Genomic DNA, 12,561 nt, shown 5'->3' with positions numbered 1-12,561 from the left:
TATCGCTTAAAATGCATAACATTATAATTCGCTAATCACGCGATAGAGATTGAACCCTGTATGTCGATTACTTTTTCTAGATTTTCTGAATATTTTATGGCGGTTGCACGGACTGGAAGTCTACGCAAAGCTGCTGAACAACTTTTTATTTCAGTCTCGGCAGTACATCGACAAATCGTTTTGGCAGAGGAAGAACTGGGGGTTGCCCTATTTGAACGACTCCCTCAGGGCTTAAAACTGACGCTTGCGGGTGAATTACTGTATGCCGATTTATTAAAATGGCAAAAAGAATATCAACTGACACGAACTCGATTTGATGAAATCCAAGGCTTAAACCGTGGAAACATTGAAATGGGCTTTATTGCAGCTTTGAATGACAGTTTCGTCGTCGACTGCATTCAAAAGATGGCTGAAACCTATCCGTGGATCAACCTCAATATCAGCATGAATAGCAGTGAAGATATTTCCAGAAAAATCGTCGATGCAGAATTAGATTTTGGCATTATTTTAAATCCCAAAAGCCATAGCCAATTAGAGATTTTATCCTTTATAGAAATTCCGTTGGGCTTTGTGATGTCGCCGCATCATACCTTGGGTGGGATGGATAAAATTTATCTTTCAGATATGTTAAATGAACGGCATATTTTGCCGAGTGATCCACTCATTATTAGTGAATATGTACAGACTTTATATAAACATCATAAGTTTAGTCCGATTCAAAAGATCGAATGTAATGACATTAGAATGATATTGTCATTGGTTCAACAGCAATTAGGTATCAGTTTGATGTCATACATGGATGCTTTACCACTGCTTGAGAATAATAAGATTATTTTTAAACCGATCCGTGAAAAAGGCTTACACAGTTTGACCATCGCTTTATGTGTCGCATCGAAGCGCCAAACCTCTCGAATTTCTCAGATCATGATTAATCTTTTGGTGGAAAAAATGGAAGAAATTAAGATCAATTTAAAATCTTTGAACCCCTAAAACCATTATTTAGGCTTTTTTTGTCACTTAATTTTTTGTAAAAAAAAGCCAGTGCGAATAACCCGTACTGGCTGCTGAAAGCTAAAGTTTTATCTGTTTATTTTTTAATCCAATGGATTACCTACAATATTACTAATAATGCCTTTCATAATATGATTGCCTTGTTCTTTACGCAGTTCTGCATACCATTCACGCGTCACACTTTCATCTTTCATATGGGTCACATCACAACGCTTACGCGCTCGCAGTACCAATTCATTGGCACGTTCATTACGTTTATTTTGATAACGACGCAATGAATCTTGTAAGCCTAAAGTATTGATTTGCAGAGAACGGGCTAAATAAATTGCATCTTCCATTGCTTGGCAGCCACCTTGTCCAATATCCGGCGTTGTACTGTGTGCTGCATCACCCACGATCACCACACGACCTTTGTAGAAATCTGCAAAAGGTTCAATATCATGAATTTCTACCCGATTGGTTTTTTGGGCATCTACAGCATCAATCAGCTTTTGCACCGGTTCACACCAACCTTTAAAGTATTCTTTAAATAAAGCCTTATATTGTGTGCGGTCATTTTCTAAGCCTGCTGCTAAAGGGACATCAAAGAAGAAATAGAATCGGTTGTCGGCAACGGGCATCAGCGAAACACGTTTACCTTCTCCTACAAATGTCGTCCATTGATCTGCCGCAGCAAATTCTTCTGAAATGTCGACTAACCCGTTCCAATTGACATAACCTGCATAGCGGCGCTCAACTTGTTCCCCCAATACATACGCCCGTGTCAATGAATGTGTACCATCGGCGCCAACCAATAAATCAGCCTGAACCTCACTTCCATCGGCAAAACATGTGATCACTTGATCATCTTGTTCTGAGAAGCTCACCATTTTTTTTCCTAGATGAATATTTTCGCGGCCAAACTCATTCATAAGCATATTTTGTAAGTCTGCACGTGAAACTGGATAAGGTCGCTGACCAACTTCTTCGATTAAAGGAAACAGACTAAACTGCGTCATAACATCACCAGTTAAGCCATCGATATAGGCTAAGTGATCCATCTTGCCACCGAGCTTTTCGACTTGTTCGGTTAGCCCCAAATAGTTCAAACATTTGACACCGTTAGACCATAAAGAAATAGCGGCTCCAACAGGTAAAATTTGTTCTGCCTGTTCATAGATGGTTACTTGGTGTCCAAATTTTTTCAAAGCGATCCCTGTCGTTAGGCCCGCCATACCTGCACCAATAATTGTAATGTCCATCTATAACTCCCCTGTGTTTTTTTAAATATCTTTCTCCTAAAAAGCGAAAAGCATGCCATTTTTTCAAACAAACAATAAAAAAATCTAAAGTTGGCACACGCTGTGCTTCTAAACACGTGTAAATGCTAGTTTTTATCAAATGTTAAATTTTTAACACTAAAAACAAAATGCATATGTTTTAAATGAAAATAGTGAATGGATTTTATATATGGCGACTTTACTCGCACAAATTTTTGATATTCCTGCACAATTACAGACACTTACAAATTTAGCAGATGACCGTATTGGTGCAAAAATACTTGAATGTTCAGATGATTTTTTTGCAGAAGCAAAACGCATGCTTCAATTTAATGCACCTATCTTCGTCGAAGATAAATTTGATGATCATGGCAAATGGATGGATGGTTGGGAAACGCGTCGTAAACGCCATGCAGGTTATGATTGGGCAATCATCCAACTCGGTGTTGCTGGACGAATTCAAGCCTTAGATATTGATACAACATTCTTTACAGGGAATTATCCAGCTTCCGCATCAGTTGAAGCCTGCTTTGCACCAAATGGTGAGCTAGCACAGGCAGCATGGGTCAATATCTTAGACAATACCGTATTGGGCCCGAGCCAACACCATATATTGAAGGTCTCAAATGATCAGGTTTTTACCCATGTGCGTTTAAATATATACCCAGACGGTGGTATTGCACGATTTAAAGTCTATGGTGAAGTTCAGGTTCAAATTCAAGACAATACGAGCACATTAGACCTTGTTGCACTGGAAAATGGTGGACGCGTAATTGCTTATAGTGATGCTCATTTTGGACATCCACGAAACTTAATTAACCCTGGTCGCGGCATCAATATGGGAGATGGTTGGGAAACTAAACGTCGCCGTGCACCAGGTTTTGACTGGTGTATTTTGGCTTTGGGTCAATCTGGTGCAATTGAAAAAATTGATATTGATACTGCCCATTTTAAAGGCAACTTCCCTGCGCAGGTTTCCATACAAGCGATCTATGTAGAAGATGCCACTGACCCTCAACTGATTCCGCAAAGTATGTTCTGGCCGTTTTTGCTCGACGCACAAGACATGCAGATGGATCATATTCATAGCTTCGTTAGTGAGATTTTAAAGCATGAAAAAATATCGCATATCCGCATCAATATGATTCCTGACGGGGGGATTAGTCGCATACGGTTATGGGGAAAAATACATCCTTAATTGCAGTGTTAATCACATAGGAAGCCTTCGTGCTTCCTATGTGTTTGGTTTCAATTTTTTTAATTAAATGCCCTATAAGATATCTAAACATGACACACAGCATAAAAATACAAGCTCTCAGTATTGAAGGCTTTGCGCCTTTTGGAGAGGTCATTTGCACAACTGGACATGATTTTTTCCACATCAATGATGCACATACAGAGCGATATCATGCCCTCGTAGAAACAGAAATTTCAGGTGATGCGGTTGCTGGAATTAGCATCTTTAGAAATATCAAAACCACTGAATTGCCTTTTACGATTTCGATGTTGGAGCGTCATCCCAACGGCTCACAAGCGTTTATTCCAATGCAAGCGCAGGCTTTTTTAGTGGTAGTTGCACCTGCGTTGGATGATCACAGCCCTGATCTTACACAGCTATGTGCTTTCATCACTGATGGTAGCCAAGGAGTCAACTATCGTGCAGGAACATGGCATCATCCTCTCCTGACACTCGAAGCACCAAGCAGCTTTGCCGTCATCGATCGTATTGGGACTGGACATAATTGTGATGTGTTCCAGTTCCCAATGCCTATTCACATTTCAAACTAATTGTTTATTTTTAGCTTAAATACTTAGAGTTAAATAGACTAAAAACCATCTAACCATCTGTTAATACATAATTTATTTCATCTCTTGATATTATTTAATTTAAACATAACGCATTAAAAAAGCCCTCAATTTAGAGGGCTTTATTTATTCTATACAAACTATATTCTATGAATCATCGTATGGTTCAAGACCCAAGATCTGCCATGATTAATGATGCACATCTATCGCCATGCTTGGTTTTTTAACCTGATCTTTGCTCATAGTCACTTCCTTATTTTTAAATAAATTCAAATGATTGAACACAATATTTAAAATAATCGCCATCAAACAAGTTGAACTAATGCCTGAATGAAAGAGTGTTTGCACCCATTTCGGGAAGTTTGCATAGAAAGAATGATCGATAATTGGAATCATACCTGCTGCAATCGCAGTCGCAACAATGATGAGGTTCTTTTGCTCGTTATAGTCAATTTTCGCCAAGGTACGAATACCACTTGCCGCAACCGTTCCAAACAAAACTAAACCAGCACCACCTAATACAGGGACTGGAATCGCTGCAATCAGTCGCCCCATAATTGGTAGAACGCCTAAGACGACCAAGATCATCCCACCCGCTGCGACAACAAAGCGACTTTTAACGCCAGTAATCGCTACTAAACCGACATTTTGTGCAAAAGCACTTTGCATAAATGAACCGAAAATTGGCGCTGCTGCACTAGATAGCATATCTGCACGTAAGCCATTGGTAATACGCTCAGCATCCACTTTAGTACCAACAATTTCCCCAACGGCAATAATATCTGCTGTGGTTTCAGTCATAATCACTAAAGTCACGATCAGCATGGTAATAATGGCACTTAACTCAAAAGTTGGCATACCAAAAGCAAAGAAGCTTGGAAATTGAATCCAGTTACCATTTGCAACTTTAGAAAAATCGCCAAAGCCAAAGGCATAAGCCAGCACTGTACCGAAGACAATGGCCAACAAAATAGATAAACGTCGGATGGTTGCATTACGGGTTAAATTCAGCGCAATCACAATACCCAAAGTTAAAAATGCCAAACTGATGTTCTCAGCACTTCCCCAGTCTGGTGCTTTATTGTTCCCCCCCCATCATCCAGCGTACCGCTACAGGCAGCAATGAAAGACCAATCACGGTGATCACACAGCCAGTCACAATCGGTGGGAAAAAACGAATAATTTTTGAAAAATAAGGTGCTAGAAAAAAGCCAATTAGAGATGCAACAATCACCGCACCATAAACAGCAGAAAGCCCACCGCCTGCGGTTACTATGGCAATCATCGTCGCCACACCTGCAAATGAAACACCTTGTACTAAGGGTAATTTTGCACCGATATAGTTCACACCGACGGTTTGTAGTATGGTCGCCAAGCCACCGACAAAAAGCGCCGCCGCAATCAATAAACCGATCTGCGCAGGTTCAAGTCCCGCGGTTGTACCAATAATCAATGGCGGAGCGATAATACCGCCATACATGGTTAATACATGCTGTAGTCCATAGGCAAGGCTTTTCCCTGCGCCTAAATATTCATGTTCTGGTGAAACTGTTTTATTTTGTTCTGTCATTTTTATATCCCCTATTTTTTAACTTTGCTCTTAGCTGCCACGATACGTTGAATATGCAAATGGGCTGATGAGTAAAGGAATATGAAAATGCTGCGAGGCATCTTTTACATAAAAATGAATCACAGCTTTTGGAAAAAAGGTTTCGGTATTTAAAGTCTGAAAATATTCAGCAGTCGCAAATTCAAGGCTATAAGCACCTGCTGTAAAGTCCTTCAGCGCAAAATCATTAACGCGACCATCAGCATTGGTTTGGGCTGAACCTAGTAACTCTCCGTGTGCATTAAATAATTGAATGCTGACGTTTGCTGCGGGTTTGCCTAGATTGGTATCTAAAATATGTGAGCTAATCATGCGCTAAGCTCCTGTTTTAATCTTAATAAGGCAATTTCAGCCAGTTGATGATGAACAATTCGTTTTTCGGTTTCAGGATCATTCAATAATCGATATTGCAGCGCCTGTAGTACATCTTCACTACTGAGGCCAGAAGCTTTGATTAAAAAGAGATAACCATACTTTTTCTCATACGCGATATTGCCTTTGAGCAATGCAAATTGAGTTTCTTCATCTGCTGAAATTTCAGACTGTTCTCGATTTGAAAATTGTTGTTCCAAACTACTTAATTCAGCCTGTGCCTTTTTTTCACCAATCCGTGGATGGTTATCTAGAGCATTTTTGATTTCATCCCAAGTCCAAGCATTTGCAGCTTTTACTGCTTGCTCTGTGATTTGGGTGATAGAGGTATAAGGACGCTGCGCTACAATGTGTTCTGCCCAGCCTTCAATTTGCACACAGTGCTTTAAAAAAGTTTTTACATCTGCTTCGGATGCTTTATTAAATTCAACAAGTTGCACTATAAATTCGCCTAAAATTATTGAATTATTGTTCAAATTTAGTTTTGCAATATCAGTGCCAACCTAGGTCTATGATGTCAGTTACCTAAGTACAGGCCTAAAAAAAGAGGAGCTAAGCTCCTCTTTATCCAAATATTTTTTTATTAGACTGCATGATGTGTATACCAATGTTCCGCGATATCACCACGGCGACAGATCCAGACTTTTTCATGTGATTGCACATAATCTAAGAATCGTTGTAGTGCTTTAAAACGGCCTGGTCGCCCTAAAATACGACAATGCATCCCAATCGATAACATTTTTGGAGCGCTTTCACCTTCTACATATAACACATCAAAAGCGTCTTTAAGGTATTGATAAAATTGTTCACCACTGTTGAAACCACCCGGTGAACAAAACTTCATATCATTGCTTTCGAGTGTATAAGGAATAATTAAATGTGGACGGGTTTGACCACTTTCATTCTTCAAATGACTCCAAAAAGGTAAATCATCACCATAGTGATCGCAGTCATATTTGATTTGCGGAAATTCAGCCAATAGCTGACGTGTATTGGGACTGTCACGCCCTGTGTACCAGCCAATAGGCGTCTTTCCAAATAATGCTTCAAGCACACTAATCGCTTGATCCATGTGCTGACGTTCCAGCTCTATCGGCATATCTTGATAATGTAACCAGCGTTGACCATGTGAAACGACATCATAGTTGGCTTGTTTGATCGCATCGACGATATAAGGATTACGTGCTAAAGCCATACCAACGCCAAAGACCGTCATGGGTAAATCACGTTTTTTAAATTCTTCATGTATCCGCCAAAAACCGGTTCTGGAGCCATATTCATACATCGAGTCCATCGACATATGTTTGGTAGGAAAACTGGCCGCTCCAATAATATCGGATAAGAATTGTTCTGATCCTGCATCCCCATGTTCGATGTGGTTTTCTCCACCTTCTTCATAGTTCAACACGAACTGCACTGCGATACGTGCCTGATTAGGCCATACGACTTGAGGTACATCGCCATGATATCCAATTAGATCTCTGGAATAATCCTGTTGTTGGATCTGATCAATTAAGTCTTGTCCACGTAAGTAGCCTGTAGTCACTTTAACTTCCTAATTTGTTATATCAAACAGTAAAAAATTAGGTAGAAACAAGCAAATTATGCGCCAATGTCGTAGACGGCTAAATAGCTTTTCATATCAATGACCATTGCCTTTTTTTAAAATATTGAATGGTTGCCCTGAATCATCTGTAATGATTGAAATTTGCCAAATTTCATCTATTTCTGGAAAATTCTGATGCAGTTGATCAATGAAATAGTAATAACCCTCTGTATTTTCGGTAATATGAATGATTGTATTTGAACACAATATATAGAGTTGAATCTCATCAAAGGGTCCAAGATCTTGGCGTACGACATCTATACTTTGAATATCTTTCCATAATATAGTTTTTGTGCTTAATTCAGGCCCAGTTGTAGTACAAGTGAAACCATCATTAAAATATTCAAAATCACCTTTCTCCTGTCTTAGACTCTCAAATTCATTTGTTTTATTTTTTATATCTTGTTTTAAATCAATTGAATCCACAAACCAAATATGAGGATGATAAATTATTGCATTCCAAATATTAAAAATAAAAAGTGTAATAAACCATATATTAGCTGTAATTACTATTGTAAGCACTGCCAATATAAATAAGATAAAACCCAAATTTAGGTTTAAAAATAATATAGTTGAAGTTCTTATTGGTAGCCGTACTTTCATTGGCAACTGCTTGAATAAAATATCATCATCATTCAATTTTTCGTTATATTTAAAGTAAAAACAAATTGCCAGTATTAAAAATGATATTAAGCTAATGAATGTAAAATGTTTTTCCCATATTTGCCAATTAGATAAAAAATATATAAAAATGACCATAAATATTGAAATTGAACAAAACATCGTAAGTAAGGAATTTAAAAAAATGTGCATTCTCATTGTTTGTTTAATCTAGTAATTTTTTAATGGCATAACTATACTTAATTATTGATAAATTTAAAGCGTCATGATCAAATATTCTTTGTAAAATCAACACACTTAACTCTGAAAATTAATTTATATTCATAAGTCATTTTTCACTCAGTTCCAAATAAAAGATTCAAACAATAAGATTGGCTAGCAATTGATTAATCCACGCTTTGGAGAAGACAAAAGATTTTGATTAGGCCCACCTCACATCCAAGTAAGTTACATAAGTTTTAGTGACTTATGGTGGTCTGTCTTAAGAATCTTTATGCAATAGAGCCATAAACGAGCAAAACTCTACAAAATATTAAAAAAAATATTTACTCATAATTTTTAAATTTTACTCTTCACTCAACAATGCAATATATTGAAAATAAATAAATTACAAAAATATAGATAAACCTAATATAATATTCATAAACTTCACTTTCTTTTTTTATCTTCCCGATCAACAAATAACTCCCATTATAAATTAGATCAACAAAGATAATAAAAAAAACTACTGCACCAATAAAACTCCAGAAACCTATCCCAAAAAAGTAATACTTTATTAAAAAAATCAAAAACTCAATAATAAAAAAAATAGCTATAATTAGCCTTTTATAATCGTGATAAACTCTAATTACAAATTTATCCATTATTGTTCCTTTTTAAACTATCGATCCATCTCATTACGAACTGCATCATTATTTACTTCTTCAGTAGACATCAATTATTTAATACACATCACGGCGGTAACGACCTGCTTTACGCAGTGTATGCAGTTGTTCAATGCCCAGTATCTCTTGCAAAGTGGCATCTACCGCTTTAACCATATTTAAACTGCCGCAGATATAGAGACAAGCCCCTTGCTCTAGCCAATCAATCAATTCAGCTTTTTTCACAACTAGGACATCTTGCACATATTTTTAAGCAAATCCATCACGAGAAAATACCCGATCGATTTCTGCAATTTTACCTTGGTTTTGTAATTCATGCAGTTCATCAGCAAAAATTGCATCGAAATCTTGTTGACGCTCACCATAAATTAACCAGTTTTGATAGTGCTCTGTTGCGACACGTTGCTTAAGATGTGAAAGCAAACCCGCCATTCCTGAGCCATTGCCAATCATAATTGCCGACTTAACGCCCTCTGCTAAGTGAAAATTTGGATTCGCGCGAATATAGGCATGAATACATTGTCCAAGTTTTAAATCGTGCGTTAATAAGCCAGAATCTAAACCTAGTTCATCGCCATGCTGCTCTTGACGTACGACGAGCTCTAAATCTTTTTAATTAAATAGAGTTTGATAATTTCACGCTTATACTAAACGACTGAATAAAGACTATAATAAAAATTAAAAATTCATTCGCCATTTGCGAAATCTTCGAGCAATCATGTCCAAAAATCTTGCAACGCTGATTGGATTCAGTGCAATCTTACAATGGTCTTCTATTGTTGGTTTACTTAAGAAAATTAGTTTCAGTATTGGCCCTGATCTTGCTGTGCTCTTTATGTATACCTTGAGCGCAATTATTCTATTGCTCTTATTTAAAATTCCAAACCTTAAACTGGTTCCGCGCCAATTTTTGATATACGCCACCCTTTTATTTGTGATTTATGAGTTGTGTTTTTCGTATGCCATTGCTTTGGCTCAAACAGCTCAACAAGCGATTGAAATCAGTTTGGTCAATTATTTATGGCCGAGTCTGACAATTGCCGCGTTAATATTATTTAAAGAATTAAAATTTAACTTTTTCGTAATCATTGGTTTAGCCATTAGTTTGGGCGGCATTATTTTAATCCAAACTGGTAACGGAAGTTTTAACTGGTCTACAGTCTTTACCAACATTCAGTCCAATCCCTTTAGCTATTTTCTTGCTTTTATGGGCGCGAGTTTATGGTCACTCTATTGTGTGATTACACGTAAATACAGTCATGGGCATAACCCTATTTCATTCTTTTTCGTCGTGATCACCATTGTGCTATGGCTAAAAATGTTGATATTTCACGGTATCCCGCGAATGCCTGCCGTAGACTTACATACCGGTAAGTATATGTTAATCGTGTCCATCGTGACCGCATTGGGTTATGCAGCGTGGAATGTAGGTATTATAAAAGGCAATATTACGATATTGGTAACTTTATCGTATTTTAGTCCGATTTTTTCTTCGGTTATTTCAATGTTTATATTACAGACACCACTGACTTTAAGTTTTTGGCATGGTGCCATTTTGGTGACATTAGGTTCGCTGGTATGTTGGATTTCAACCAGTTGGCCACAAATTAAAGCCAGATTAATGCAATTGCGCCATGAATAATAAGAAGCAGTCACTTGGCTCATTTATCTTAAACTGAATAGCAAAACCGCGATTAGGCACAGCATATGAAGTAACTGTGTTGGTGCAAAATATAGAAAATATTTCCAGCCACCTGTGAGAAATGCATTCACACATTTTGAAATCGCATGGGCTGATAATCCAATCACCACAGCATAAACCAATGTTAAATTGTCGATATTACCTTGCATCACCACGGTTGCCATAGCTGCATGGACTTCAAAGAGTGATGCTAATAATGTCCCTAAAATTAAGCCTTTATCACCTAAAGCGAGATTTAATCCATAAACAAGTGCTTGGATCAAAGTAAGCGTGATGGCAATGATTGCCGCCTGTTTTAAGCTAAACATTCGACTATCGGTATTTTCTAACGGCGCTGGTTCATTCGCTTCTACACAAAGTTTTTCGGGTTCTGTCTCTTTATTATGCTGAACTTGAGATGAGCCATAAATCAGATATAGCGCAGCAAGGACCAATATCAAGATGCCGACGATACTTGGTATAACTAATATTTTAAACCATGCAAAACTCACCCCAAGGACGATGATCAAGAGTTGAACCAATGTCGCAACACATGAAAAAAGTCCTGCCCCTGCATTACTTTTGGCACTGGCTTTTCCTGCTCGTACTTCCATGCCTAAGCTTGCGATTGTTGCTGTGCTCGACACAAAACCTGATGCCAAGGCCGATAAGATAATCGCTTTATCAGAAGATAGAAGCCGCTTGGCGATGTGCGCTAATGACTGCACCACCAAGATCAATATCAGTAATTTTAAAATCACATAGGGATTTAATACTGAACCCCAATAGGCTTGATTTGGAGTTAAAGGTAAGGCAATTAGGATCAATGCCAGTAAAAAGACCCCATCTCTTAACTCATAGTCTTTGATCCAATGTGCTGCAAAATGATGTAAGCCTTTTTTTCCAAATAATATGAGGGTCAGCACCACAGCCAAACACGCAGCCAATGGAATATTAAAAACACAAGCGGCGCCGATTAAATAAGTCATGACAAAAGCAAGTTCAGTGGTTGTTCCAATATCTTGTTTTTGTTGGCTTAATCCATAATAGCTAAACATACTGACGACAATTGCACCGAGCACACCAACAGCTAAATGGATTAAAAAACACAGTGCTCCTAACAATGCACAAATGGTAAATGAGCGTAAACCGGCAAAGCTCTGTTCACTGTCTAAATTGTTGTTACGTTGACGCTCCAAACCGATGAGCAATCCACAGCCTAAAGCCGAAGCTAAAATCGTTAACAATGCGGGGAAGGATAATGTTTGTATGAGTATTTCCAAATTTAAGCCCTCCCATCAAAACATTGATTATTTTGGTAATATAAATAAAAAAAATTAACGCTAAAATTCGAAAAATAAATATATAAATTGGACAAATTGAGCATTTTCAATCATGTTCAAAGTTTAATCATCTTTTAAATCATAAACAATTCCATGATAAATATCTTAGTAAACATTAATTTTTCTCATATTTTAATTAAAAAAATATTCGAAAATCTGACTTAAATTTGGCCTTTATTTTCCTTCATGACTGTTTAAAGCACATATTAAGCCCAAATCACCATAATCGCCGCAATCACCACTAAGTTGACAAAAATAACTAATCATGCGAAAAAGTTTTTTTAGTTAACAGATGTTCACACATGCCTCGAATTGTTTCTGTACCACTTAGTTTAGAACAGCGAGAACGACTCATTTTTCTGGCCAAGC

12 protein-coding genes and 2 pseudogenes are annotated in these 12,561 nt (G+C 37.5%); 5 read left to right on the top strand and 9 right to left on the bottom strand.

The window, feature by feature from the left end; all coding sequences use genetic code 11:
- Window positions 1-60: 60 nt before the first annotated feature.
- Entirely contained in the window at window positions 61-990 is a 930-nt protein-coding gene (locus tag FTT94_RS07575) for a LysR family transcriptional regulator (protein ID WP_180111494.1), read from the top strand.
- A gap of 104 nt (window positions 991-1,094) precedes the next feature.
- On the opposite strand, the gene hpxO is transcribed toward FTT94_RS07575, so the two are convergent.
- Window positions 1,095-2,252, bottom strand: a complete 1,158-nt coding sequence (gene hpxO / locus FTT94_RS07570; RefSeq protein ID WP_180022858.1) for an FAD-dependent urate hydroxylase HpxO — start codon at window positions 2,250-2,252, stop codon at window positions 1,095-1,097.
- A gap of 208 nt (window positions 2,253-2,460) precedes the next feature.
- Here hpxO and alc point away from each other — a divergent pair, with 208 nt between their 5' ends.
- Both alc and FTT94_RS07560 read left to right on the top strand, forming a co-directional pair.
- Window positions 2,461-3,468 (top strand): allantoicase, encoded by a 1,008-nt coding sequence (gene alc, locus FTT94_RS07565; protein WP_180170525.1) that lies wholly within the window; start codon window positions 2,461-2,463, stop codon window positions 3,466-3,468.
- Window positions 3,469-3,557: 89 nt separating this feature from the next.
- Complete coding sequence (locus FTT94_RS07560) at window positions 3,558-4,058, top strand: ureidoglycolate lyase (protein WP_180170524.1); 501 nt, start codon at window positions 3,558-3,560, stop codon at window positions 4,056-4,058.
- Between the two features lie 207 nt (window positions 4,059-4,265).
- Here FTT94_RS07560 and FTT94_RS07555 read toward each other — a convergent pair.
- The 7 genes and pseudogenes from FTT94_RS07555 to FTT94_RS07525 all read right to left on the bottom strand — a co-directional run bounded on the left by FTT94_RS07555 (window position 4,266) and on the right by FTT94_RS07525 (window position 9,621).
- Window positions 4,266-5,646, bottom strand: a pseudogene (locus FTT94_RS07555) (nucleobase:cation symporter-2 family protein).
- 30 nt (window positions 5,647-5,676) lie between these two features.
- A complete protein-coding gene (uraH, locus tag FTT94_RS07550; RefSeq protein ID WP_180023718.1) occupies window positions 5,677-5,997 on the bottom strand; it encodes a hydroxyisourate hydrolase in 321 nt (106 codons plus the stop codon).
- Complete coding sequence (uraD, locus tag FTT94_RS07545) at window positions 5,994-6,497, bottom strand: 2-oxo-4-hydroxy-4-carboxy-5-ureidoimidazoline decarboxylase (RefSeq protein ID WP_180115657.1); 504 nt, start codon at window positions 6,495-6,497, stop codon at window positions 5,994-5,996. Before uraD ends, uraH begins: the two co-directional genes overlap by 4 nt.
- Before the next feature lie 143 nt (window positions 6,498-6,640).
- Entirely contained in the window at window positions 6,641-7,603 is a 963-nt protein-coding gene (puuE, locus tag FTT94_RS07540; RefSeq protein WP_180170523.1) for an allantoinase PuuE, read from the bottom strand.
- A gap of 96 nt (window positions 7,604-7,699) precedes the next feature.
- The gene (locus FTT94_RS07535; protein ID WP_180170522.1) at window positions 7,700-8,266 is read right to left on the bottom strand and encodes a hypothetical protein; all 567 of its coding nucleotides are present in this window, start codon (window positions 8,264-8,266) and stop codon (window positions 7,700-7,702) included.
- Window positions 8,267-9,225: 959 nt separating this feature from the next.
- Complete coding sequence (locus tag FTT94_RS07530; RefSeq protein ID WP_180041432.1) at window positions 9,226-9,393, bottom strand: hypothetical protein; 168 nt, start codon at window positions 9,391-9,393, stop codon at window positions 9,226-9,228.
- Window positions 9,394-9,417: 24 nt separating this feature from the next.
- Complete coding sequence (locus tag FTT94_RS07525; protein WP_180170521.1) at window positions 9,418-9,621, bottom strand: hypothetical protein; 204 nt, start codon at window positions 9,619-9,621, stop codon at window positions 9,418-9,420.
- Window positions 9,622-9,886: 265 nt separating this feature from the next.
- Here FTT94_RS07525 and yddG point away from each other — a divergent pair, with 265 nt between their 5' ends.
- Entirely contained in the window at window positions 9,887-10,810 is a 924-nt protein-coding gene (gene yddG, locus FTT94_RS07520) for an aromatic amino acid DMT transporter YddG (protein ID WP_180170520.1), read from the top strand.
- A 23-nt stretch (window positions 10,811-10,833) separates the two neighbouring features.
- Here the strand turns inward: yddG and FTT94_RS07515 are convergent, their stop codons facing one another.
- The gene (locus tag FTT94_RS07515; RefSeq protein WP_180170519.1) at window positions 10,834-12,132 is read right to left on the bottom strand and encodes an MgtC/SapB family protein; all 1,299 of its coding nucleotides are present in this window, start codon (window positions 12,130-12,132) and stop codon (window positions 10,834-10,836) included.
- A 362-nt stretch (window positions 12,133-12,494) separates the two neighbouring features.
- On the opposite strand from FTT94_RS07515, the pseudogene FTT94_RS16835 reads away from it, so the two are divergent.
- Window positions 12,495-12,561: pseudogene (locus FTT94_RS16835) on the top strand (helix-turn-helix domain-containing protein); the annotation flags it as partial.

Source organism: Acinetobacter sp. YH12027 (assembly GCF_013420085.1).
Lineage (GTDB): Bacteria > Pseudomonadota > Gammaproteobacteria > Pseudomonadales > Moraxellaceae > Acinetobacter > Acinetobacter amyesii.
This window is presented reverse-complemented; position numbering and strand designations above follow the sequence as displayed.

Bases quoted from the DNA above. Each gene is read 5' to 3' on its own strand.
- FTT94_RS07560 (WP_180170524.1), top strand. From the start codon at position 3,558: ATGACACACAGCATAAAAATACAAGCTCTCAGTATTGAAGGCTTTGCG.
- hpxO (WP_180022858.1), bottom strand. From the start codon at position 2,252: ATGGACATTACAATTATTGGTGCAGGTATGGCGGGCCTAACGACAGGG.
- uraH (WP_180023718.1), bottom strand. From the start codon at position 5,997: ATGATTAGCTCACATATTTTAGATACCAATCTAGGCAAACCCGCAGCA.
- alc (WP_180170525.1), top strand. From the start codon at position 2,461: ATGGCGACTTTACTCGCACAAATTTTTGATATTCCTGCACAATTACAG.
- FTT94_RS07535 (WP_180170522.1), bottom strand. From the start codon at position 8,266: ATGAAAGTACGGCTACCAATAAGAACTTCAACTATATTATTTTTAAAC.
- FTT94_RS07525 (WP_180170521.1), bottom strand. From the start codon at position 9,621: ATGATTGGCAATGGCTCAGGAATGGCGGGTTTGCTTTCACATCTTAAG.
- yddG (WP_180170520.1), top strand. From the start codon at position 9,887: ATGTCCAAAAATCTTGCAACGCTGATTGGATTCAGTGCAATCTTACAA.
- FTT94_RS07575 (WP_180111494.1), top strand. From the start codon at position 61: ATGTCGATTACTTTTTCTAGATTTTCTGAATATTTTATGGCGGTTGCA.